At 54.2% G+C, this 24292-nt stretch carries 23 protein-coding genes and 1 tRNA gene; 11 read left to right on the plus strand and 13 right to left on the minus strand.

Annotation, left to right across the window (positions count from 1 at the left end; all coding sequences use genetic code 11):
- Window positions 1-157 precede the first annotated feature (157 nt).
- Window positions 158-231: transfer RNA gene (locus ACPGUT_RS05890), tRNA-Gly, on the minus strand.
- 174 nt (window positions 232-405) lie between these two features.
- On the opposite strand from ACPGUT_RS05890, the gene ACPGUT_RS05895 reads away from it, so the two are divergent.
- Complete coding sequence (locus ACPGUT_RS05895; RefSeq protein WP_423989394.1) at window positions 406-819, plus strand: hypothetical protein; 414 nt, start codon at window positions 406-408, stop codon at window positions 817-819.
- Window positions 820-837: 18 nt separating this feature from the next.
- Here ACPGUT_RS05895 and ACPGUT_RS05900 read toward each other — a convergent pair whose 3' ends face one another.
- The 3 genes from ACPGUT_RS05900 to ACPGUT_RS05910 all read right to left on the minus strand — a co-directional run bounded on the left by ACPGUT_RS05900 (window position 838) and on the right by ACPGUT_RS05910 (window position 3789).
- The gene (locus ACPGUT_RS05900) at window positions 838-1491 is read right to left on the minus strand and encodes an SOS response-associated peptidase (protein WP_423989439.1); all 654 of its coding nucleotides are present in this window, start codon (window positions 1489-1491) and stop codon (window positions 838-840) included.
- Window positions 1492-1584: 93 nt separating this feature from the next.
- Window positions 1585-3156 carry a bifunctional metallophosphatase/5'-nucleotidase gene (locus tag ACPGUT_RS05905; protein WP_423989395.1) on the minus strand — a complete coding sequence of 524 codons (1572 nt, stop codon included), beginning with the start codon at window positions 3154-3156 and terminating at the stop codon, window positions 1585-1587.
- 153 nt (window positions 3157-3309) lie between these two features.
- Window positions 3310-3789 (minus strand): GNAT family N-acetyltransferase, encoded by a 480-nt coding sequence (locus ACPGUT_RS05910; RefSeq protein WP_423989396.1) that lies wholly within the window; start codon window positions 3787-3789, stop codon window positions 3310-3312.
- Between the two features lie 229 nt (window positions 3790-4018).
- Between ACPGUT_RS05910 and ACPGUT_RS05915 the strand changes: the two genes are divergently transcribed.
- The 3 genes from ACPGUT_RS05915 to arsC are packed head-to-tail and all read left to right on the plus strand — an operon-like array spanning window position 4019 to window position 5783.
- Window positions 4019-4357 carry a DUF952 domain-containing protein gene (locus tag ACPGUT_RS05915; RefSeq protein ID WP_423989397.1) on the plus strand — a complete coding sequence of 113 codons (339 nt, stop codon included), beginning with the start codon at window positions 4019-4021 and terminating at the stop codon, window positions 4355-4357.
- Entirely contained in the window at window positions 4354-5436 is a 1083-nt protein-coding gene (locus ACPGUT_RS05920) for a quinone-dependent dihydroorotate dehydrogenase (protein WP_423989398.1), read from the plus strand. Before ACPGUT_RS05915 ends, ACPGUT_RS05920 begins: the two co-directional genes overlap by 4 nt.
- Entirely contained in the window at window positions 5427-5783 is a 357-nt protein-coding gene (gene arsC, locus ACPGUT_RS05925) for an arsenate reductase (glutaredoxin) (RefSeq protein ID WP_423989399.1), read from the plus strand. The genes ACPGUT_RS05920 and arsC overlap by 10 nt, the downstream gene beginning before the upstream one ends.
- 20 nt (window positions 5784-5803) lie before the next feature.
- Here arsC and ACPGUT_RS05930 read toward each other — a convergent pair whose 3' ends face one another.
- Genes ACPGUT_RS05930 through ACPGUT_RS05940 form a run of 3 tightly spaced genes read right to left on the minus strand, consistent with a single transcriptional unit; the run spans window position 5804 to window position 8110 of the window.
- Window positions 5804-7138, minus strand: coding sequence for an MATE family efflux transporter (locus ACPGUT_RS05930; RefSeq protein ID WP_423989400.1), 1335 nt, complete (start codon window positions 7136-7138; stop codon window positions 5804-5806).
- A 4-nt stretch (window positions 7139-7142) separates the two neighbouring features.
- Complete coding sequence (locus ACPGUT_RS05935) at window positions 7143-7631, minus strand: PaaI family thioesterase (protein ID WP_423989401.1); 489 nt, start codon at window positions 7629-7631, stop codon at window positions 7143-7145.
- Window positions 7628-8110, minus strand: a complete 483-nt coding sequence (locus ACPGUT_RS05940) for a PaaI family thioesterase (RefSeq protein WP_423989402.1) — start codon at window positions 8108-8110, stop codon at window positions 7628-7630. The genes ACPGUT_RS05935 and ACPGUT_RS05940 overlap by 4 nt, the downstream gene beginning before the upstream one ends.
- Before the next feature lie 192 nt (window positions 8111-8302).
- Between ACPGUT_RS05940 and ACPGUT_RS05945 the strand changes: the two genes are divergently transcribed.
- The 6 genes from ACPGUT_RS05945 to ACPGUT_RS05970 all read left to right on the plus strand — a co-directional run bounded on the left by ACPGUT_RS05945 (window position 8303) and on the right by ACPGUT_RS05970 (window position 15450).
- Complete coding sequence (locus ACPGUT_RS05945) at window positions 8303-8689, plus strand: MerR family transcriptional regulator (RefSeq protein ID WP_423989440.1); 387 nt, start codon at window positions 8303-8305, stop codon at window positions 8687-8689.
- Between the two features lie 231 nt (window positions 8690-8920).
- Entirely contained in the window at window positions 8921-9283 is a 363-nt protein-coding gene (locus ACPGUT_RS05950) for a MerR family transcriptional regulator (protein WP_423989441.1), read from the plus strand.
- A gap of 14 nt (window positions 9284-9297) precedes the next feature.
- The gene (locus ACPGUT_RS05955) at window positions 9298-11076 is read left to right on the plus strand and encodes an acyl-CoA dehydrogenase C-terminal domain-containing protein (RefSeq protein WP_423989403.1); all 1779 of its coding nucleotides are present in this window, start codon (window positions 9298-9300) and stop codon (window positions 11074-11076) included.
- Window positions 11077-11376: 300 nt separating this feature from the next.
- Complete coding sequence (locus tag ACPGUT_RS05960) at window positions 11377-12012, plus strand: glutathione S-transferase family protein (RefSeq protein ID WP_423989404.1); 636 nt, start codon at window positions 11377-11379, stop codon at window positions 12010-12012.
- A 15-nt stretch (window positions 12013-12027) separates the two neighbouring features.
- Window positions 12028-13239 (plus strand): acetyl-CoA C-acetyltransferase, encoded by a 1212-nt coding sequence (locus ACPGUT_RS05965; RefSeq protein ID WP_423989405.1) that lies wholly within the window; start codon window positions 12028-12030, stop codon window positions 13237-13239.
- Window positions 13240-13260: 21 nt separating this feature from the next.
- Entirely contained in the window at window positions 13261-15450 is a 2190-nt protein-coding gene (locus tag ACPGUT_RS05970; protein ID WP_423989406.1) for a 3-hydroxyacyl-CoA dehydrogenase NAD-binding domain-containing protein, read from the plus strand.
- A gap of 59 nt (window positions 15451-15509) precedes the next feature.
- On the opposite strand, the gene ACPGUT_RS05975 is transcribed toward ACPGUT_RS05970, so the two are convergent.
- Both ACPGUT_RS05975 and ACPGUT_RS05980 read right to left on the minus strand, forming a co-directional pair.
- Window positions 15510-16142, minus strand: coding sequence for a Hint domain-containing protein (locus ACPGUT_RS05975; RefSeq protein ID WP_423989407.1), 633 nt, complete (start codon window positions 16140-16142; stop codon window positions 15510-15512).
- Between the two features lie 284 nt (window positions 16143-16426).
- A complete protein-coding gene (locus ACPGUT_RS05980) occupies window positions 16427-17398 on the minus strand; it encodes a DMT family transporter (protein WP_423989408.1) in 972 nt (323 codons plus the stop codon).
- A 148-nt stretch (window positions 17399-17546) separates the two neighbouring features.
- Between ACPGUT_RS05980 and ACPGUT_RS05985 the strand changes: the two genes are divergently transcribed.
- The gene (locus ACPGUT_RS05985; protein ID WP_423989409.1) at window positions 17547-19172 is read left to right on the plus strand and encodes an AMP-binding protein; all 1626 of its coding nucleotides are present in this window, start codon (window positions 17547-17549) and stop codon (window positions 19170-19172) included.
- A gap of 94 nt (window positions 19173-19266) precedes the next feature.
- Here ACPGUT_RS05985 and ACPGUT_RS05990 read toward each other — a convergent pair whose 3' ends face one another.
- From ACPGUT_RS05990 to ACPGUT_RS06005, 4 genes are all read right to left on the minus strand, one after another.
- Window positions 19267-20562, minus strand: a complete 1296-nt coding sequence (locus tag ACPGUT_RS05990) for an NAD(P)/FAD-dependent oxidoreductase (RefSeq protein ID WP_423989443.1) — start codon at window positions 20560-20562, stop codon at window positions 19267-19269.
- Between the two features lie 5 nt (window positions 20563-20567).
- Complete coding sequence (locus ACPGUT_RS05995) at window positions 20568-21965, minus strand: aspartate aminotransferase family protein (RefSeq protein ID WP_423989410.1); 1398 nt, start codon at window positions 21963-21965, stop codon at window positions 20568-20570.
- 53 nt (window positions 21966-22018) lie between these two features.
- Window positions 22019-23413: a glutamine synthetase family protein gene (locus ACPGUT_RS06000; protein WP_423989411.1), complete on the minus strand. Its 1395-nt coding sequence runs from the start codon at window positions 23411-23413 to the stop codon at window positions 22019-22021.
- A 95-nt stretch (window positions 23414-23508) separates the two neighbouring features.
- Window positions 23509-24168, minus strand: a complete 660-nt coding sequence (locus ACPGUT_RS06005; protein WP_423989412.1) for a GntR family transcriptional regulator — start codon at window positions 24166-24168, stop codon at window positions 23509-23511.
- Between the last annotated feature and the right edge of the window lie 124 nt (window positions 24169-24292).

Raw genomic sequence — 24292 nt, forward strand, 5'->3', positions numbered from 1 at the left:
TTGATCCCCCCTGATTTGTGAAGGCTCCACGCCCCAAGATCCCCCAGGGATGCAACGACAGGTTTCGATCACAAAACGCCCAAAGAGTTGTTCACATGGCAGCGGAACCTTTGGATAAGAGCAGGTTCAGAACGTTGATTTTATTGGATAAAGCATTTGGAGCGGGTAGCGGGAATCGAACCCGCACCTTAAGCTTGGAAGGCTCTTATGATACCATTTCACCATACCCGCTTGCTTAAAGTCTGAGTATGCCAGCCATCTGGGAAGGTCAAGCGTTCTCTGGGAAATCTGTTTTAAAAATCCCGACACCGGCGCCATCACTTAAAGACCGCCACAAAACGGCCTTAATCCGCGGGTATTTTTCTTCTTGGTATATCGCATCTATTTTCTGCCTGAGGGAACCTAATGAACACGTCTTTGAAGCTTATTTCAGTTCTGATTTCATTTTGGATTACAACACTCTCTGCACAGGCACAGACTATTATTCCGTCTGGCTCAGTGTCCTCCTTCCAGGAATCCCATAATGTATACGAAGTGCTGGTCATCAGAGATGATTTCATGCCACCCAATATCTATCTGCAGGATGGGGATGCGATTTCGTTTAAAAACTATTCTACCAGCAGCACGCGTTATGTGCGTGCAAACAACGGCAGCTGGCAAACCTATGCAATCCCCCCAAATGGCCGGGTGGTGGTGCAATTTAACAGTGGTGCAGAACGTCGGTTTTATAGCGCGAACCAATATGGAAACCGCATAAACGGGAACACTGGGGATATCCACAACGGAAAAATCATCTGGGGCACCGCACCAAACGACTGACCAGGTCAGGTCACAAACCTATTGCTCCAAAGGCAGGATAAGCTGTGCACCGCTGGCTTTGTTCGAATTCACTTCAGGACGGACACGGTGCATCTGAAATCTGCTGTCAGGTGCAGGTTGCATCAATCGTGCAGCGCCATGCCCTTCTTCGCCCAGCCACAAGGCCCATTGATCAGGCAATAACGTCACCGGCATTCGGTGATGCACCTCAGATAAAGAAGCATTTGCCGAGGTGGTCACAATAGCACAGCTGTTGCTGCCATCGGTTCGAGTTTGCCATATTCCAGCCAGCACCGCGGGCGTTTTATCTGTCGGCCAGAAATACCAAGGCAAACGATTGCCCGCCTCATCCTTATTCCATTCATACCAGCCGGTCACAGGAATCAGGCATCTGCGCGTTCGGCAAGCTTCGCGAAACGCCGGTTTTTCGGCCAAGGTTTCAGCGCGGGCATTGATCAACAGCGGACCATCGTTTTCAGTTGCGTACCAATGCGGCACAAATCCCCAGCGCATCGACATATATCTGCGGGCGTCCCCCCCTGTGACCACCGCAATCTGATCTGTCGGGCACAGGTTATAGTTCACATCCGGCGGCAGATTATTGGCGGGTTGCGCCGCAAACATCTGCGCCATTGCGTCATGGGGAAGGGTCACTGCAAGTCGGCCACACATGGGCATAATGTGCCACCACGCCCCCGCACAGGCAAGCAAAAGGGGCATGACATCACTGCCACGCCCCTTTTTATGTCTCAGTTCGGATGCGCGTTACTGCGCAATACGGCCGTCGGTGTACGGCGTGTAATCGCCCTGTGCTGCCATATATTCAGCAAGAACATCCGCCACATCTGGGCCAAAGTCATATGCATTTTCTGCGTCGCGGAACATTTTGTATCCGTCACCGCCTCCACGCACATAATTGTTGGACACAAGACCATAGGTCTTGGCCGGATCAATCGCGACCCAGGCATCACCATCCGCAACCAGAACCTCGGTCACCCGACCTTCGCCTGCAGCAATGGACGCATCAAATGTGAAACGCAGACCTGCAACCTGTGGGAAACGGCCTTTGACTTCTTCAACTTGGCTTACACCGTTTTCCAGCGCATCGATCACAGTCTGACCAGAAACCTGGAAGGTCGACAACGTGTTCTGGAACGGCAGTACAGTCAGCACTTCGCCCATGGTCACTTCGCCCGCATCCATAGATGCACGGATCCCGCCAGAGTTCGCAATCGCAATCGAAATGCCCTGATCTTTCACACGATCAAGCATCGCATCCGCTACCAGGTTGCCCATTGGGCATTCCTGAATACGACACACGGCGCGGTCACCTTCAATCGCCTCAGCAGAGGCAGCAACAACCTTTTGGCGGATCTCATCCAGTGGCACACCAAGTTCCGCAACACGCGCGACAGTGGCTTCGTCTTCTGCAACGCCGCCATCCATAATCAGAGGCTCACCCACAGCTTCGGTGATTTTGCCTTCGTCATCAAAGGTAACGTTCAGCTCACCAAGGAATTTGCCATAGGCATAGGCCTGAACAACCGCTGTATCGCCAACCATTGTTGGATAAGGGCCAACCGCACGTTCATTGGTGTTGGACAGCAGCGTGTTAGAATGCCCCCCAACGATCACGTCAACACCGGTGGTTTCCGCAGCAACGCGTTGATCCACAACATAACCGGAATGCGACAGAACGATGATCTTGTTCACGCCTTCAGCTGTCAGACGGTCCACCTCAGCCTGCACCGCAGGAACCGGGTCAGAGAACGTCACATTCGGGCCCGGGCTTGCCAGCTCGTCTGTGTCTTGTGGTGTCAGGCCGATCATGCCGATCTTTTCGCCCCCACGCTCAATGATGACAGATTTCTGGATGACATCCGCAATCAGCGGCTCATTAGAAAAATCCGCGTTGGACATCAGGATCGGGAAGTTGATGGTTTCGGCAAAGCCACGCAGAACTTCCGGTCCATCGTCAAATTCATGGTTACCAACGGTCATGCCGTCGTAACCCAATTGGTTCATCATTTCCGCTGCAACGGCACCCTTATAATAGGTGTAATACAGCGTGCCCTGGAACTGATCGCCCCCATCCACAAGGATAGAGTTATTGGAACGTGCACGTGCATCGGTCACGGCCGTTACAAGGCGGGCGGTACCGCCAAAACATTCGCCTTCTGCGTTTTTCTCTGCAGAACAGCCAGAGTCATACTTGCTGATCGGCTCAAAGCGCGCGTGAAAGTCGTTGGTGTGCAGAACGGTCAGTGAATAATCGGCGCTTGCAGCACCTGTTGTCATCACCAGCGCAGCTGCTGTCGTCAGAAAACGGTTCTTCATGGGAATCCCCCTGGTTGGAATGCTCATAGACTTACGCCAATCAGAGCCAGAGTCAAAACCCCAGCGACAGATCAGCGGCATGATCCTGCTACAGCTTCTAGGTGTGAGATTAAGACAGCCATATGACGAAACGAAAAAATGTTGTTGTTTCTGTCACCTATCGGCCAGCGAAATTCGAAACCGTGGTCCAGAGCTTTCCCGCCTTTCAAATCCACATGCAATATAGGCCGCCTGCGCAGTCACATTGTCCGGATGGGTTCCTACCATCATATATGAACAGGACAAATCACGCGCCAAGGACAGCGACGCCTGGATCAGCGCCCGCCCCACGCCCCTGCCCCGAAACCCGGATTCAACAAACAGGTGATGCATATCCATTCCCCGTACCCCAAACTGTAGCTGCATCAGGGGGCACAGGGCAGAATAACCAATCGCCTTTCCATCAACCTTTGCGATAAGAATATGAACCCATGGCCTGTCACCGGACATATCACGTTCCAGCGTTTCCAGGCTGATGGACGGAATATCATCGTGATACGCCGCAAGGCCTTTGATCATCAAAAACAAACATTCCGCATCCGCACGGTTTGCCTTGCGAATTTCTATGGTGTGGGGTTCGTTCGGCTTTTTCATTCTCGTCTCCTGTGGGCGTCACAGGACCAAAATGCCATCCTGCGACGGCACCGTTTCACAAAACTCAGATGGCCGCCTCTGTATCAGAGACGGATATAATTGCGGATTTCGCCGCTGGCTTTGTTTTGTATAAATGTCATCTCAGAAACCTAGGGCCCGCCGCGAGATTACGCAATGGCTGACTGTCCTCCTCTTGACCTTGACGCATCAGCCGGGCATTTGACTGTATATGTATATCTATAAGATCCTGCGCGCCCCAGAGTGGGCTGAACTTGAAAGTGCTGGCAAAAGCGCCGGCGCGCCAATTGATGTCGCTGACGGCTATATCCATTTTTCAACCGCTGCACAGGCAGAAGAAACAGCTGCGAAACACTTCGCGGGTGTCAACGATCTGATGCTGCTGGCCTATGATCCTGCGCTGTTCGGGGATGACTTGAAATGGGAAGTGTCCCGGAATGATGCATTATTTCCGCATCTCTACCAAAGCTTAACGCTTAACGGATTAGTCTGGGCACGTGAACTGCCGCTGACAGATGGCAAACATGTTTTTCCTGAGGGGATGGAATGAGTATCGTTGAACGTGCCGGTCTTGCGGTCTTGCGCCAGATCGATCCTGAACGCGCCCATGGCCTTGCAATTAAAGCTTTGAAATCCGGCCTGGCCCCAATGCCAGCCGCCCTGCCAGACATGCCACGGCTTAAATGCGAATTTGCGGGTCTGAAACTGTCCAATCCTGTTGGTCTTGCCGCTGGTTTTGACAAAAACGCCGAAGTCATTGCACCTCTTCTGAAGATGGGATTTGGCTTTATCGAAGTGGGTGCCGCCACCCCGCGTCCACAGGATGGCAATCCAAAACCGCGCCTGTTCCGCCTGCCCTATGATCAGGGCGTCATCAACCGTTTTGGCTTTAACAACCAAGGCATGTCAGTGATTGGCGCACGTCTGGCAGATCGTGACACCCACGTTGATACAGGCCGTCGGGCGGGTGTTGTCGGGTTGAACCTTGGCGCAAACAAAGACAGTGAAGATCGCGCTGGTGATTTCGCCCGTGTCTTGGAACATTGTGGCGCGCATATCGATTTCGCAACCGTCAATGTGTCCTCGCCAAATACCGAAAAGCTGCGGGATTTGCAGGGCGCAGATGCGCTGACCGCCCTGTTAAACGGCGTAATGGAAACCCGCGACAATCTTACAAACCGCATTCCTGTGTTTCTAAAGATCGCGCCGGATCTGACCGATGCCGAGATTTCTGACATTGTTGCGGTGGCCTTTGACACGGGTATCGACGGCATTATCGCAACCAACACCACCCTAGATCGCGAAGGCCTGCACGGACGCCATAAATCTCAGGCCGGTGGTCTGTCCGGTGTTCCCCTGTTTAAAAAATCCACCCGCGTTCTGGCACGTATCGCCAATGAAACCGGCGGAGCAATCCCTCTGATGGGGGTTGGGGGCATTTCGTCTGCGGAAGACGCATTTGCCAAAATTCAGGCGGGCGCATCTGCAGTTCAGCTTTACTCGGGTCTTGTTTATAACGGGATGTCTCTGGTGAAAGACATTCGGTGTGGTCTTGATCAACTGCTTGGATACCATGGGTTTTCCAGCATCGAAGATGCCCGGGGAACGGATATTGAAAAATGGCTGTAAGTGACGCTGTTGAAATCTGGCACAACCCACGCTGTTCCAAATCACGTCAAACCTTGGCGTTGCTGGAAGAACGGGGGATCACGCCAGAAATCCGTCTATATCTTCAGGATGGCCCCGACGCGGCCACAGTACAGGATGTCCTGAAAGCCCTGGGAAAATCCGCGTCTGAGATCATGCGCACAAAAGACGCGCTGTTCAAAGATCTGGGCCTGTCCTCAGATCTGCCAGATGACGCGCTGATCGCGGCAATGGTGGCAAATCCAGGCCTAATTGAACGCCCTATTGTGCGCAAATCCGGTCAGGCCCGCATTGGTCGCCCGCCTGAAAATGTTCTGGATATCCTGTAACCACAGCAAGGCCCATCAGATCAAACGGGCATCCCCACCCGCGCTTCAAGGCGCGGGTAATACCAACCCAGCGTCGCACCACGTGCAATATTCAGAACCACAAGTGCCACCCAAAGCCCGTGATTGCCCATCAAGGGCAATAACAACAGCAGCGACACCGCATAAATCGCGACAGAAACCAACATCGCGTTGCGCATTTCCCGTGTCCACGTCGCCCCCACAAAAATTCCATCAAACATATAAGAGGCAAGACTGATCGGGGGCAAAATCGCCGCCCAGAACAGATATTCTCGCCCCGCCACCTGCACCTCTGGCGCTTTGGCCATCACATCAATGATCGCAGGGCCTGCAAACCAGAACACAGCGCCCAACAACACAGCGCCCGCCAGCCCCCATTGGGATGACATAAGCGATGCCCGGCGCAAAGCCCGACGATCTCCGGCACCGACAGCCCCCCCCACCAAAGCCTCTGCCGAGAACGCAAACCCATCCAACGCATAGGCCGTGATTTCCACAAACTGTAACAGCACCTGATTGGCTGCCAAAGTGACATCCCCAAAATCAGACCCAAGAAACAGAAACGCCGTGAAAGACCCGGTCAACACCACGGATCGGATCATGATATCGGCATTGACCAGCATCATATTTTTCAAGCGCGCCTTGTCAAAAATTCGCGCCCAGTCCCGCCATTGATTGCCGGAAAAAGCGCTTCGGCACAGGTAAAGCCCAAGGGCCAGCCCACTCCACTCGGCCATCAGGGTTGCAATTGCCACCCCCTCCACACCCCACCCAAGCTGCAGAACGAAAAACAGATCCAGCCCGATATTCAGCCCGTTCATCCACAGCTGCAGGATCAACACGCCACGCGTCTTCTCCATCGCAATCAGCCAGCCAGTGATCGCAAACAACGCAATTGTCGCCGGCGCGCCCCAGACCCGGATGGTCATATACTGCCGCGCCAGCGTCTCGACCTCGTCCGATGCAGGCGACAGATAGAACGCCCCGGCAAACAGGAACCACTGTGTCAGGATAAATATCAGACCGGCCGCACCACCAATCATCAGCCCGCGCATCAACAGCGCACCACCTTCTTTCAGATCCCCCGCACCGCGCGCCTGCGCCGCAAGACCAGTTGTCCCCATGCGCAAAAAACCGAAAATCCAGTAAATCGCAGACAGAATAACCGCGCCAATGCCCACGGCACCAATTGGGGCTGCTTCGCCCATCTGCCCGACAACGCCTGTATCCACCAGCCCCAAAATCGGAACCGTCGCATTGGAAAGCACAATCGGGGCGGCAATCGCCAGGATCCGTTTATGGGTGATGTCAGCTGGCGTTGCACGGCTATGTGTCACTGTTTCAGTCTTTCGATGGCATCAAAAAATGCCCGGTGGCCTGGGCAAATAGCTTGGTTCTATTGTCCTGCCAGGCCTCAACATGCACGCTTGCGTAGCGTCGCCCCGACCGGTTCACACGCGCCCGCGCATAGGCGTCACGCGGCAGGCCCGATCGCAGATAGTCCACCGTAAAATCAATCGTCTTAGGCAAACGCGGGAAATCGCTTTCGTCAATTTCCCCATGTTCAATATCCGCCCAAAGCATCGACCAGCTTAGTTCCGTAATCGCTGTCATCTCAAGAAAGGCTGCGATGGCCCCGCCATGCAACGCAGGCAGCACTGGATTGCCAATCAGATCGTCTTTGAACGGCATAATCCCGGTCAACTCATCTCCGCGGCGGTCAAAATGAATGCCCAGAAACTGCGCATAGGGGATACGACCAACAAGTGCTTTTAATGCACCGTCACGGCGCTGTTTAATCACTTGAACGGGCTCAGGCGTGCGGCTCATAATACGGTCCCTTCCACGGTTGCGCCCACGTTTTTCAGACGCTCCGGATCACGCGGATCATTGGCAGACGCGGTGAACGTTGCCGTTGCCGTTGCCACCGGGTTTGCCCCGTCTTCATCATATGCTGTTGCCCGTACAAAAGCGACGGACCGGGTCACATGGTAACATTCCGCACGACACAGAATGCGCTGATGTGGCGTGGCCGAACGCATATAATCGATACGCAAATCAATCGTTGCCGTGATCGTTGCCAATTGTGGATGGCTCATCACCGCTGCCCCGCAACATGTATCCATCAGTGCCGAAATCGCGCCGCCATGAATAACCCCGGTTTCAGGATCCCCGACAAAGCGTTCGTCATAATTCATCGTCAGCTCTGCCCAACCATCACCAACCCCAGCCACCTGCATATCCAGCGCCTTGCCATGGGGCAGCGCCTCCATAAACTGGCGTGTCAGCTTTGTTTTTTGTTCATTCATCCGATCTTCCTGCAATTGCGGGCTTTCTTTCATCTACCGATGCGCGCGCCTGCGGTGCAAGAGTTTTCGCAAACGCCCCCGCGTCGCGCCTTATGCAATTTGCTCATCACTCGGGAAAATTGCAGACAATTGACTTCATGGTCAGAAACCCTAGTCTGTGGCCACCACGAACGACGGAAATACGACAAATCCATGCCCACAGACGACACAGCTATCCGCCTGAACTTCAAAGACATGTGCGCACGATTTGAAGTCACGCCACGCACCTTACGCTATTACGAATATATCGAACTTCTGCAGCCGGAAAAAGAAGGCCGCAGCCGGTTTTACGGGCCCACAGAAGTCGCACGTATGGTGCTGATCCTACGTGGCCGTCGATTCGGGTTTTCCCTAGAAGAAATGCGCCAGTGGCTGGAACTTTACGAAACGGAAGGCACAGATGCCCAACGCGAAGAATGGCGTGATATGGCGGATCGCCAGCTGAAAATCCTGCGCCAGCAGCGTGTCGACCTAGATGCAACCATTTCTGAACTGGAAAAACTGCATCGGGACACGCTTGGGGAACCCGCCACAGAATAGTAAATTTACTATATAAAACAATTCCTTAACCTCTGCACGCAAATCCGCGGCAGGGGTTTTCCTTTGTCGTCTGATAAAATTCACACAATTTTGACGTGACGTTTCGTTTACGTGAACGTCAACTTATGCCTATCCTCATACCAACGCCCACCCCGTGGCCAAGTTGAGGAGAAACACGTGACAGAGGTTACCGGACCTGACACCGCTGAGAACTGCCGCTCCATTCGCGAGATGTGTGACGCTTTCGACGTCACCCCCCGTACGCTGCGGTTTTATGAAGCCAAGGAACTTTTGTTCCCGATCCGGGACGGTCAGCGTCGCCTGTTCACCCGACGGGATGCAGCCCGGTTGAAACTTATTCTGCGCGGCAAACGTTTTGGGTTTTCTCTGGAAGAAATCCGACAGCTGCTCGACCTATATGACGTGGGCGATCAGCAGGAAACCCAGCTGACCCGCACCCTTGATGTCGCCCGCGAACGTCACGCCGCAATGATTGCCCAGCGCGAAGAACTGGCACAGGCCATTGCTGATCTCGAAGATCAGCTGGTTTGGGTCGAAGATCATCTCGCCGAAATGAAGAAAAAGAATTCCTGACAGGAGAGCCCGCCATGACCACCTACACCGCCCCCGTAAAAGACATGCAATTCATCCTGCACGAAATGCTGGATGTATCCACCTCCGGCATTCCTGGATATGACGAACTAGAAGCTGATTTCACCTCCGCTGTTTTGGAAGAAGCAGGTAAAATCGCCTCCGAAGTCATGCACCCCCTGAACGCGGTTGGCGATCAGGAAGGCTGTACACTTGAAAACGGTGTTGTGCGCACGCCTACCGGGTTTAAAGCGGCCTTTGATCAGGTGCGTGATGGCGGTTGGACCGCATTGGATTGCGATCCAGAATATGGTGGCCAGGGCATGCCATATGTTTTGAACACTGCGGTGGGCGAAATGTTCTCTTCTGCGAATATGGCTTTTAACATGTATGCGGGCCTGACCCATGGCGCATATTCTGCGATCCACGCCCATGGCACGGACGAACAAAAGGCGAAATACCTGCCCAAAATGGTGTCCTGTGAATGGACAGGCACCATGAACCTGACCGAACCGCATTGCGGCACCGATCTGGGCTTGATGCGCACAAAGGCCGAACCGCAGACTGATGGCAGCTATAAGATTTCCGGTCAGAAGATCTTTATCTCTGCTGGTGAAAACGACTTATCAGACAATATCATCCACCTGGTGCTAGCGAAAATCCCCGGTGGCCCGGATGGCATCAAAGGCGTATCTCTGTTTATCGTGCCAAAATTCATCGTAAACGAAGACGGCACCCCCGGCACCCGCAATGGCGTATCCGTTGGCAACATCGAAAAGAAAATGGGCATCCACGGCAATGCCACCTGCGTCATGAACTATGACGAAGCCACCGGTTGGCTTCTGGGCGAAGAACACAAAGGCATGCGCGCCATGTTCACGATGATGAATGAGGCACGCATGGGCGTTGGTCTGCAGGGCTATGCCCAGGCAGAAATCGCCTATCAGAATGCTGTCACCTACGCGCATGACCGTCTTCAAGGCCGCGATGTAACCGGCGTGAAAAACCCGGATGGCCCAGCCGATCCCCTGATTGTCCACCCGGATATCCGCCGCACGCTGATGGATCAACGCAGCTTTGCGGAAGGCGCGCGCGCTTTCACCATGTGGGGAGCAAGCATGATCGACCGCGCCCATCGTGCGGAAGACAAAGACGCCGATGGGCTGATTTCCCTGCTCACCCCTGTGGTCAAAGGTTTCCTGACAGATCAGGGCTTTAACATGTGTGTCGCAGCCCAACAGGTTTACGGCGGTCACGGCTATATCGAAGAACACGGCATGAGCCAGTTCACCCGCGACGCCCGCATCACCCAGATTTATGAAGGCGCAAATGGTGTTCAGGCCCTGGATCTTGTCGGTCGTAAACTGGCCCTGGATGGCGGCAAACATGTCATGGCCTTCTTTGATATGGTCAAAAGCTTCATCAAAGAAAACAGCGACAACGAAGCCCTGAACAACGACTTCCTTGAGCCCCTGAAAGCCGCCTCAAAGGATTTGCAGGCAAGCGCGATGTATTTCATGCAAAATGGCATGAAGAACCCGAACCATGCGCTGGCAGGTTCTACCGACTTCATGCATCTCTTCGGGCATGTCTGCCTTGGCCTCATCTGGTCACAAATGGGGAAGGCCGCGATGGATGCGCTTGAAAACGGTGCTGAGGATGCTGAATTCTATCAAAATAAAATCAAGACCGGCCGTTACTATATGGCCCGCCAGCTGCCCGCGACCAAGATGCATCTTGCACGCATTGAAAGCGGCGCAGATCCGGTGATGGATTTGGTGGCAGAAGCATTCTGAAGACGTCGATGATACAAAACACACGAATATTCCCGCATGTTGAAGAGGCGCGATGCCTCCGGCGGGAGTATTTGTCGCAAGATGAAAAAGCATCACCCCACCTCCGGACGCGGACGCCTGAAACGCATTCTGACCGGGCCCAGCGGCGGGGCTTCACCTTGCACGGCCATCGGCTCTCCAGCCTGTACCGTGCGTCCAATCTGGCGCGATTCTGGTTAACACTTGGTAACGCGCTTCTTTCATCTTGCCCAAAATACTCAAATTCCGAACTCACCACATATGCCAACGGGGAGGTTGCGCATGACCATTAAACTCTATTGCTTCGGCGAAAGCGGTAACGCCTATAAGGCGGCCCTGCCGCTTGAACTTTCAGGCCTTTCCTGGGACGCTGTTTACGTAGATTTCTTTAACGGTGCTTCGCGCACGGAAGAATTTCTCGAAATGAACGTCATGGGCGAAGTGCCCGCGCTTGTTGACGGCGACCTAACCCTGACCCAATCCGGCGCGATCCAAGCTTACATTTCTGAGAAATCCGGCAAGTTCGCCGGTGAAACACCCGAAGAAAAACGCGAAGTCCTGCGCTGGGTGCTTTGGGACAATCACAAACTGTCATCTCAGGCGGGCATGACGCGGTTCCTTATGAATTTCCTGCCTGAAGACAAACGCCCACAGGAAGTCATTACCTTCAGCCGAGGCCGCCTAAAAAACGCTTACAAAACCCTGAACGCCGCCCTCACGGATCGTGACTGGCTGGTGGGCAATGGCCCGACCAATGCCGATTTCTCATGCTGCGGCTATCTCTTCTACCCGGAACCCTTTGGGTTTGATCGCGCAGCTTGGCTGCATATCGACGCTTGGCTTTCTCGTATCGAAGCCCTGCCCGGCTACAAACATCCCTATGATCTCATGCCCGGCTCTCCCGCCGATCGCGCATAAAGGAAGGACACTACAATGACCGAAGCCTATATTTATGACGCGCTGCGCTCTCCACGTGGCAAGGGCCGCAAAGACGGCAGCCTACAAGAAGTCACCGCCGTCAGCCTGTCCGCGCAAATGCTAAACGCCGTGAAGGATCGCAATGGCCTAGAAGGTCACGCTGTGGAAGACGTGATTTGGGGCAATGTCACCCAGGTCAAAGAACAAGGCGGCTGCTTGGCCCGTTCCGCTGTGTTGGCATCCAACCTCGATCAATCCATCCCGGGCCTTGCCATCAACCGTTTCTGCGCCTCTGGCATGGAAGCCGTGAACCTTGCCGCAAACCAAATCAAAGGCGGCGCGGGCCAGGCCTATATCGCCGGCGGTGTCGAAATGATGGGCCGCGTTCCCATGGGATCAGATGGTGCGGCAATCGCCGTTGATCCGACCCTTGCCATGGGCACATATTTCGTCCCGCAAGGCATTTCTGCTGACCTAATCGCAACCGAATATGGCTTTTCACGCGAAGACGCAGACGCCTTGGCCGTCGAAAGCCAACGTCGCGCCAAGGCCGCCTGGGATGACAATCGTTTTGCCAAATCCGTCGTCGCCGTGCGCGATCAAAACGGGATTTTGATCCTTGATCACGACGAATTCATGCGCCCAACCACAGACATGCAAAGCCTTGGTGCCTTAAAAGCCAGCTTTAAAGATATGGGCGAGGCCATGCCAGGTTTCGACAATATCGCCAAGCTGAAATACCCCCACCTTGAGACGATCAACCACATCCACCACGCGGGCAACAGCTCTGGTATCGTTGATGGTTCCGCCGCTGTGTTGATCGGCAACAAAGAATTTGGCGAGGCCCATGGTCTCAAACCCCGTGCCCGCATTCGTGCAACCGCCAAAATCGGCACCGACCCGACCATCATGCTGACCGGCCCCGTTCCTGTGACCGAGAAAATCCTTGCGGATCACGGTATGGCCATCGGTGATATTGATCTGTTTGAAGTGAATGAGGCCTTTGCATCTGTCGTGCTGCGCTTCCAGCAGGCCTTTGACGTGGACCCGGAAAAAGTCAACGTCAACGGCGGCTCCATCGCCATGGGTCACCCGCTGGGCGCGACCGGCGCGATCATCATTGGCACGTTGCTGGATGAGTTAGAGCGACGCGATCAGGAAGTTGGCCTTGCCACCCTCTGCATTGCATCTGGCATGGGTGCCGCAACCATTATTGAACGCGTTTAAGCGAGTCGGGGAGATAGAGATATGACTGATTTCACTATGAAAACTGACGCTGATGGCGTTGCAGTGATCACCTGGGACACCCAGAACAAATCCATGAACGTGATGAACCAACAGGGCTTTCTTGACCTGCATAATCTGGTTGATGCGGGCCTGAAGGATGATACTGTCAAAGGCATCGTTATTACCTCTGGCAAGCCAGGTTCTTTCGCAGGTGGCATGGATCTGAACATCATCGCCAAGATGAAAGAAAGCGCGGGCGACAATCCGGCACAGGGCCTGTTTGACGGCGTCATGGATATGCACCGTATGCTGCGCCACATTGAACGCGGCGGTATGGACGACAAGAACAAAGGCGGCAAACCCATCGCAGCCGCCCTGCCCGGCACGGCCCTTGGCATTGGCCTTGAGATCCCGCTGGCCTGTCACCGCATCTTTGCAGCGGACAACCCAAAGGCTAAGATCGGCCTGCCGGAAATCATGGTTGGCATCTTCCCCGGCGCTGGTGGCACGACACGTCTGGTGCGCAAAATGGGCGCGATGGCGGCGGCACCTTTGTTGCTGGAAGGCAAATTGAACGATCCGAAAAAGGCCAAAATGGCCGGTGTGGTCGATGAAGTCGTGCCTGCAGATGAACTGCTGGATGCGGCGAAAGCCTGGATCCTGTCAGAACCCAAATTCGTGAAACCATGGGATGAAAAAGGCTATAAAATGCCAGGCGGCGCGCCATATCACCCGGCCGGTTTCATGAAGTTTGTCGGTGCAAATGCCATGATCAACGGCAAAACCAAAGGTGCGTTCCCAGCCGCGAAAGCCTTGCTGTCTGCTGTCTATGAGGGTGCACAAGTCGACTTTGACACAGCCATTCGCATTGAAGCCCGCTGGTTCACCAAAGTATTGATGAACCCTTCTTCAAGTGCCATGATCCGCAGCCTGTTCATCAACAAGGAAGCTTTGGAAAAAGGTGCTGTGCGTCCCAAAGACGTACCAGACCAGAAGGTCACCAAAGTTGGCGTGTTGGGTGCTGGCATGATGGGCGCGGGCATTGCGCTGGTCTCTGCACGGGCCGGTATCGAAGTGGTACTTCTGGATCAAAACCAGGACGCCGCCGACAAAGGCAAAGCCTACTCTGAGGCCTACATGGACAAGGGCATCGCGCGCAAAAAGGCGACGCCCGAAAGTAAAGAAGCCCTACTAAACCTCATCACCGCAACCGATGACGTGAACGCGTTGAAAGGGTGTGATTTGATTGTTGAGGCCGTGTTTGAAGACATGACTGTGAAGGCTGAAATCACCAAACGGGTTGAGGCCGTGGTCGGGGAAGATTGCATCTTTGCATCGAACACCTCAACCTTGCCGATCTCTGATTTGGCCAAAGCATCGTCCCGCCCCGAACAGTTCATCGGCATCCATTTCTTCAGCCCAGTTGAAAAAATGATGCTGGTGGAAATCATAAAAGGTGCAAAAACCGGCGACGGTGCGGTTGCCAAAGCCCTTGATTTCGCACGTCAAATCAAGAAAACGCCGATTGTGGTCAATGACGCGCGCTTCTTCTACGCCAACCGTTGTATCATCCCCTATATCAACGAAGGCATCCGCATGGTTGCCGAAGGTGTTGCGCCTGCTCTGGTGGATAACGCCGCGCAAATGCTGGGCTTTCCTGTGGGGCCGTTGCAGTTGGTGGATGAAACATCCATCGATTTGGGGGCCAAAATCGCGCGTGCGACACGGGCGGCCATGGGCGATGATTACCCGGATGGGGCCGTGGATGCGGTCATCTTCCGCATGGAAGAACTGGGACGTCTGGGGCGCAAAGCCAAAGCCGGTTTCTATTCCTATGATGAGAAAGGCAAACGTCAGGGATATTGGGAAGGTCTGGCCGACGAATACCCGGTCGATACATCCAAACGTGACCTTGAAGATACGCAAAATCGTCTGATGATGGCCCAGGCGCTGGAAGCAGTCCGTGCATTGGAAGAAGGCGTTCTGATGGACATCCGAGAAGGCGATGTTGCGGCAATCCTTGGCTGGGGATTTGCCCCCTGGTCCGGTGGTCCACTGTCCTGGATCGACATCATTGGTGCCGATAAAGCGGTGGAAATCTGTGACGCGCTCGAAGCCAGTCATGGCGTTCGCTTCAAAGCCCCCGCCCTGCTGCGTGATCTCGCAGCAAAAGGTGAAGGGTTTTATGATCGCTTCGGTAAAGCCGCCTGATCTCAGACTGACTTAACAATCGGGGCCGGGGGATTTCCCCGGCCTTTTCCGTTTCCGTATCAGGCGGCAAAGCGCGCCTCGGCAATCGGCGACAGAAACCCAAGTTCGCTGTCCATCAGCTGCAGCAGGGACCGGGCATGGTTTACATCAAGGCGCGTGAAATAATCGGTCTCAGAACCGGAACCGCAATAAATCTGCACACCCGTATTGGCGAAAACAATTTCCTCATCCTCAAATTGCAGATTGATCACTTCGACCCGGTTTTCAGGGAAACGGCGCGAAATGCCACGATAGCCCTCAAGCGCAGTCGCAGGGATCAGAACCGCAGGTTCGCCCAATAGCTTCTCTGCCTCTGCACTTTCAATTCCCACATATTGATCCACCGGCAACATCAGCGCGGCACAGTTTTCAAACGCCCCTCCCGGCACATGCAAAAACCCATCCGACGGCGTATTCAGTGACACCGGTTCTGCGAAATCATGTCGTGTCGCGATGATGCGCGCCATGCCGCCATCCAGCGTGGCGATCCGGTCCCCGACATTCAACTGTTCCACCGGATACCAGCCGTGTTGGGTTTCAAGCAACGTACCTGCGGTCATGCCCGTTCTGGTAAATGCACCGGGCGAATGGATCTCCTCTGACAGAATGACACGTTCATATTCGGCGAAAGCAGTTCTGTTGCGTGTAAACATGATGATCTTCCCTTGTTGTCCGTTCATAACTTCTTCGCGGCAGAAATGCGGCGATGGGAAATTCTGGACAGGCATTTGCGGCAGGATCAGGTCTAAATATCGGTAAGAAAACGTCAGTGATGCCGGATCAGGGACAATCCCCAAACACATGACGCAACTGTTCTGCAACGTTAAGGAATGTTAACAGGGCTGAAACCATAAAGCAACTAAGTTAATGATATTTAACTATAATACCTGATGGCCATTAAAATCTTAACAGCATAGAAACTGCGACTTGATTCGGGTTAATCCTGTGCTGTTCCACGTGAACGCAACGCAATCACCACTCCGGCACAGATGATCAACGTCAACCCCACAAGAACCCCTGCCGTCGGCACCTCGCGAAAGACGACCCAGCTGAAAAATGCCGAAAAGATCAGCCCGCTGTATTCGAAAATCGTCACATAGGATGCCTCGCCGGATTGATAGCCCAGTGTCAGAAACACAATACCGATCAAAGATCCGGCGGCCTGTATCACAACCCAGAACCAAAACTGCCCCGTCAAAGGGACCCACCCCTGCGACAGGTAAGGATCCAGATCCACCAGATCCGGGAACAGGGTCAGAACCCCAGTCACCAGCCCCCCCATAACGGTCAGCGTCCCAATATAGGCAACCAGCAGTGTCATCGTGGTTTCACCGGCACAGCTGCGCCGGGTCATCATCACAGAGATACCGTAAAACAGCCCGGCAATCGCAGGCAGATAACGCACCCATCCGACCTGACCCGCCGCAGCAGATCCGTCAAACAAGGACAGCGGATCCATCAGAAAATTTTCGCTCCCCGGTGTCAAAGCAAAGATCACGCCGAAAAAACCCAAGGCCACCGCGCTGATACGCCAGATCCCAACCTTCTGCCGGAACACCAGCGCGGAAATCAGCAGCACAAATATCGGAGAGGTAAACAACCCCGCAGCCGCAGTGGCGACACTTACGAAACCAAGGGCCCCGAAATACACCACCAGCCCCAGCGACATCAACAGCGACCGCAGCAAAACAGCCCCCGTTTTCTGCGGCCGAAACGACAGCCCGCGCATGGCAGAAAAGGCCAGCAAAGCCGCCAGCATCAGCCCGCCCCGAACGAAGAAAAACTGCCAGACGCTGGCTTCGGTTCTCAGGAAAGCAATAAACTGATCCACCAGCGAAATCGAAGCCATCCCCAAAAGGATGAATCCCGCAGCAAGAAGGGAGCGCGAGGCCGGGGCAGTCATTGTCATATGTTTACCTGTCGGAATGGGCCTGTCTGGAAAAATTACTTAACCAGTCGTAAACAGGCTTCCCAAAACCAGGGCGGCGCGTCAATACTGCCAGTTACGAAATATACAGGGCCAGCCGGGAGAGCGGCCTGCACATGGGGGAAATAAAATGGGTTGGATGAATGATGAACGCGGGCTGGAAAAGAATGCCGCAAATTTTGTACCCCTAACGCCCCTGTCACATCTTGCACGTGCCAAAACTGTTTTCCCCGGTCGCGAAGCCGTGGTTTATGGCGATTTTCGCCTGAATTACGGTGAATATCATGCCCGGTGTTCACAGCTGGCCTCGGCGCTGACAAAAGCAGGGATCGCACCCGGGGATGTGGTGGCATCGCTTCTCCCCAATATCCCCGCTCAAGCCGAAGCCCATTTCGGCGTGCCCGCCTGTGGCGCGGTTCTCAACACGATCAACACGCGCCTTGAAGTCGATACAGTTTCCTACATCTTGGATCATGGCGAAGCCAAAGCTTTGCTGGTGGACAGCGCCCTTATGACGCTTGCAAAAACTGCCGTGTCTGAAATGTCTGGCCCAAAGCCCCTGATCATCGAAGTTGCAGATAAACAGGCAGGCATTCCCGCCAGCGGCGACCATGTGGAATATGAAGATTTCATCGCAGGTGGCGATACTGACTTTCCTTGGATCATGCCACAGGATGAATGGGAAAGCATTTCCCTCAACTACACCTCAGGCACCACTGGCCGCCCCAAGGGCGTCGTCTGTCATCACCGGGGCGCGTATCTGAAAACCATGGGCACGCCAATTTCCTGGGGCATGACCATGTACCCGCGTTACCTGACGATTGTGCCGCTGTTTCACTGCAACGGCTGGAACCATACCTGGATGATGCCCGCGCTTGGCGGCACGCTGATCTGCTGTCGCGATATTTCTGCGGCAAATATCTTTAACGCGATTGCTGACGAAGGCGTCACCCATTTCGGCGGCGCGCCAATTGTGCTGAATATGATGATCCATGCGCCCGCAAGTGATCGTCGCGAATTCGATCACATCGTCGAAGTTTTCACCGCCGGTGCCCCACCCCCCGCTGCGGTTCTCGAAGCCATCGAACCCATGGGCTTTAACGTCACACAGGTCTACGGGCTGACCGAAACCTATGGCCATGTCACCGAATGTCTCTGGGATGACACCCGCTGGTCTGATCTGAAAGGGACGGACCGCGCCGACATCAAAGCCCGCACAGGCATCCTCATGCCGCATATGGAAGACATCACCGTGCTGGATCCGGATAGCATGGAACAAGTGCCATGGGATGGCGAAACCGCGGGCGAAATCATGATCCGGGGCAACTCCGTCATGAAAGGGTATCTGAAAAACCCAGAAGCATCGGAAAAAGCCTTTGCCGGGGGGTATTTCCATTCCGAAGACGTGGCTTATCAGCATGACGATGGCTACATCCGCATCACCGACCGCGCGAAAGACATCATCATTTCCGGTGGGGAAAATATCTCATCCGTCGAAGTCGAAGGCGCCCTGATGCACCACCCTGCCGTGCTGCTGTGTGCTGTGGTTGCGAAACCCGATGAAACCTGGGGCGAAGTGCCCTGCGCATTCATTGAACTCAAAGATGGCGCATCGGTCAGTGCCGAAGATCTCCGCACCTTCGCCCGCGACCGCCTCGCCGGTTTCAAATGCCCAAAAGCCTTTGAATTCGGAGAACTGCCCAAAACATCCACAGGCAAGATCCAAAAGTTCGAACTGCGCAAACGACTGAAATAAACGTTCCCAAAATAACATGGCCTGCCCGGTGATTTACCTGCGGCAGGCCAAAGTGACTTCTAATGGGATTTCTGGGCTGTGACAGCTCCGAAATTTACAGCTTGTCCCGCAAGGAATACCACAGCATCGCCAGCACCAATAGCGGGCTGCGCAGGGCGGCACCTCCGGGGAAGCGCGGTGTAGGTACATCAGCCATAAAATCAAACCGCTCTGCTTGGCCCTGCACGGCTTCGGCCATCAGCTTGCCACCCAGCGTTGCCATAGCCACCCCGTGACCGGAATATCCGGATGCGGACAGGATATTGCCGGACAGGCGTGCAAAATGGGGCATACGGTTCATCGTGATCCCCAGGGTCCCACCCCAGGCGTAATCCAGTTTGATCCCATGCAGCTGCGGATAAATCTCAAGCATCGGCTTACTGACCAGCGCGCGGATATCTTTTGGGAAACGATAGCCATAGCTTTCCGCCCCGCCAAACAGCATCCGTCCATCATCAGAAAAGCGAAAATAATTCACCACAAACTTGCTGTCTGCCACCGCGTGATTGCCTTTGATCAGGCCTTCCTGCGCCTCAGGTGACAGCGGTTCCGTGGCAACAATAAAGTTGTTGATCGGCATCGTACGCGCGGCAACTTTGCCCTGCAATTTTCCAAGGTATCCATTACAGGCATACAGCACATAATCCGCAACAACCTGCGCCTTATCCGTTTTCACGGTCGCTGGTGTGCCCTCAACAACCTCAGACACGGTGCTGTTTTCATGGATGCGTACGCCTGCATCAACACAGGCCCGCGCCAGCGCCAGCGCGTAATTCAGCGGATGCAGATGCCCAGCCGCCATATCGATGGAACCACCGTGATAGACGGGCGACCCCACCATCTCGCGCATCGCATCTTTTGAAAGCGAACGGATCTTATCGTGACCGTATTCATCGCGCAGTTTCTCAACATATTCATGGTGTTCCGGCACAAACCCCGGTTTATGATCGGCGTGGATGATGCCTTCATGAAACGTCACGCCACCGGCCTCGGCCAGTTCACGCGTCAGGGACACACTTTCACAGGCCAGATCCCAAAGCTCCCGCGCACGGGGCAGGCCAACCATACCTTCAAGTTCATCCTGTTCCAGACGCTGGCCCATGCCCACCTGTCCGCCATTGCGACCAGAGGCCCCAAATCCGACACGCTGGGCTTCCAACAGCACAACATCAAAACCAGACTTTGCCAGATGCAGCGCCGCGGACAGGCCTGTAAAGCCACCGCCAATCACGCAGACATCCGCACGCATGTCGCCTTCTGCAACGCTAAAAGGTGCAAGCTGATCGGCGGATGCAGCGTAATAAGACCCGGGGTATGCCCCGGGTCGGTCATTTGCAGTGAGAAGGTTCAGCGCCATTACGCAGACTTCATCAAACCCTGATCCGTCGCATCTTTCAGCGTCAGGTCCAAAGCTTTGGACGCCCGGTCAATCAGTGTGTCGATATCAGATTTGGTCAGAACCAGTGGCGGAGAAATGATCATTCGGTCGCCCACGTGACGCATCACCAGGCCATTGTTGAAACAATGATCACGGCAGATCAGACCGATATTCCCCGCACCACCGGCAAAGGCTGCGCGTGCGGCTTTGTCAGGTGTCATCGCGATGGAACCCATCATACCACAGATACCAGCCTGCCCCACCAGCGGGTGATCGCCAAGTTGCATCCATTTTTCTTCCAGATAAGGCGCCGTTTCGTTGCGCACGGTTTCCACGATATTTTCTTCTTCAAGAATGCGCAGATTTTCCAGTGCAACAGCCGCCGCAACCGGGTGGCCGGAATAGGTGTAACCGTGGTTGAAATCACCGCCTGCGTTCAGGGTCGCCGCGACCTCATCCGTCACCATGGAACCACCAATCGGCGCATAGCCAGACGACAGGCCTTTCGCGATGGTCATCACGTCAGGACGGATGTTGAAGGTTTCAGACCCGAACCAATTGCCGGTACGGCCAAAGCCACAGATCACTTCATCCGCGATCAGCAGGATTTCATGTTCATCACAAATGCGCTGAATTTCGGGCCAGTAGGTTTCTGGTGGAATAACCACACCACCCGCACCCTGCACAGGTTCCGCAATAAAGGCCGCAATCTTACCTTCGCCCAGTTCCGCAATCTTTGCTTCCAGCTGACGCGCACGTTCCAGACCGAATTCAGCCGGATCCATATCGCCGCCTTCCGCATACCAGTTCGGCTGATCGATAAAGGCAATATCCGGGATCGGCAAACCACCCTGGGCGTGCATTGGCTTCATACCGCCAAGACTTGCGCCGCCCATAGTAGAGCCATGATAAGCATTGTGACGAGAGATGATGACTTTCTTCTCAGGCTTGCCCTTGGCCGCCCAGTAATGACGCACCAAACGAATGTTGGTGTCATTCGCATCAGATCCACCGGCAGAAAAGAACGTGTGGTTCAGATCACCAGGGGCCAATTGTGCCAGCTTATCTGCCAGCGCGATAACCGGAACATGGGTGGTCTGAAAGAACGTGTTATAGTAAGGCAGTTCCTTCATCTGACGTGCGGCCACATCGGCAATGCTGTCACGGCCGTACCCAATGTTAACGCACCACAGACCCGCCATCGCATCCAGGTAATCATTCCCTTCGCTATCCGTCAGGGTCACGCCCGTTGCGCGCGTAATGACACGTGCACCTTTGGCGGCCAGGGCATTGCCGTCTGTAAACGGGTGCAAATGGTGGGCCGCGTCCAGCGCCTGAAGTTCTGCGGTGGGCAGATGGTTTGTGATCTTGTTCATAGTGTTCTCCTGCAGAAACAGAGGTATTTCAGATATTTATTGATGTATTTCGCTCACGCATTCAGCAACAGATGCTGACGTTCCCATGGGGAAATCTCGCGTTGATATTCTTCCAGTTCGGCGCGTTTGATATCAGAATAAAGCTGGCAAAACTCTTCCCCAAGAACGTCTCGCAGGGCTGTGTCTTCTTCAAAAAGGTCCAACGCATTGGTCAGGCTGCCAGGCAATTCCGCCCCGCCCTCATAGATCTCATGGTTAACAGGTTCACGCGGTTCAACCTTTTCAACCATCCCCAGATAACCACAGGCAAGGCTGGCAGCGATGGACAGATACGGGTTGGTATCAATGCCAATCACCCGGTTTTCCACGCGGCGCGCTTCCGGTCCAGAATTCGGAATTCGGATCCCGGTTGTCCGGTTATCCGCAGCCCATTCCACATTGGTCGGCGCGCTCATGCCTTCTTTGCTGAACCGGCGGAAGCTGTTCACATAAGGCGCAAGCAGCGGCACCGAATGCACAAGGTATTTCTGCGATCCACCAATGAAGTGATGGAAATGATCCGTTGGATTTCCATCTTTATCGGAAAAGATGTTTTCACCAGTTTTGGCATCCACAATCGATTGATGGATATGCATCGCAGACCCCGGTTCATCCCGCATCGGCTTCGCCATAAAGGTTGCAAAGATGCCGTTCTTCAAAGCCGCTTCACGGATCGACCGCTTAAAGAAAAACACCTGATCCGCAAGGTTCAACGGATCGCCATGCAGCAGATTGATTTCAATCTGCCCCGCACCGCCTTCCTGGATGATCGTATCAATCGCCAGACCCTGCGCTTCGGCAAAATCATAAATTGTATCAATAACTTCACCGTATTCATCAACCGCATCCATCGAATAGGCTTGGCGCGATGCAGAACGGCGGCCAGTCCGGCCTAGGGGTGGTTCAATGTCTTCATTCGGGTCGGTGTGTGGTTTGGTCAGGAAAAACTCAATTTCCGGCGCAACGACGGGTTTCCAACCTTTGTCTTCATACAGCTTCAGAACGCGTTTCAGAACATTGCGCGGCGCGATCCCCAGCGGTTCACCATCCCGGGTTTCCAGATCACAGATCAGCTGCAAGGTCGGATCTTCGGCCCAGGCCACAGCCGTGCAGGTGCTCATATCAGGGCGCAGGACGATGTCCTTTTCCAGCCACTGATTTTCAATTTCCATGTCCACATATTCACCGGAAATTGTCTGATAGAACAGTGAAATAGGCAGAAAGAAAGTGCCGCTAGGGTCAAACTTATAAGACGGCATCGCCTTACCACGGGACATCCCCACAAGGTCAGGCGTGATAATTTCAACCTCATCCAGGCGCCGATCCCCGAGATATTCCATAAAGGCCGGTGGCAAGGTTTCAATCCAAGGGGTGGTCGTCTTCTCTGCGGGTGTGGGGCGCTTTGCCATGGGAGTTTTCCTGATTTCGGGGCTTATCCAGCGGGATATCCCGGTGATTCAAAAATATGATCAAAATATTCAGGCTGTCAATCCAAGAGGCACCTTCACGCCGAAGTTTCACCGAAAACCAGCACCTGTCGCACCTGATCCATGCCCTGACGAATGTCCGTTTCTATGGCATTACAGGCTTTTTGCAGATCGCGCGTTTCCAGCGCCCGGATCGTAACATCATGCTGATCCGGCAGGGCCGACGCCCCGTAACGTGTCAGCACCACACGCAAAGATGGTCCAGCCCGCAGCCACAAAGATTGCGCCAGCGTCAGCAAAATCCCCGCCCCCGCCGCTTCATAAAGGGCAAAGTGGAACCGGTAGTTATACTTCAGATAGCCTTCGATATCGCCCAAAGAAATGGCTTCATTCAACTGGTTATCAATGTCCCGAAGTTCAGAAATCTCAGTATCTCCGATACGGGGCACTGCAATCTGCACAAGCTTGGGTTCGATAGAAAGCCTTGCAAAATAAAGCTCTTCAACCTGTGAAATATTCAATTGCGGCACAGAAATTCGACGATTGCCCTTTGATTCCAGGGCCCCTTCCGCCGTCAAACGGCGCAAAGCTTCACGCACAGGTGTCGTCCCGGCTTCCAGCGTTTCAACCAAACCCTGAATGGTCACAGGCTGCCCCGGAACGAGCACACCAAAAAGGATCATTTCACGAATACGCAGGTAAATTGCCTCATGTTCCGGGATTTTTCGTTGTTCCACGTTACCTCTCCTGGTGGGGCAATTCCCCAATCTTTACAAAAGACAAAGCACCATACCGTACGATGCTTGTTCCCCCGGTTTCTACCTGTTCTACGTCTCCTGTTGCGCCGAATCAATAAATTTG

This window comes from Halocynthiibacter sp., from assembly GCF_049608145.1.
Classification (GTDB): Bacteria; Pseudomonadota; Alphaproteobacteria; order Rhodobacterales; family Rhodobacteraceae; genus Halocynthiibacter.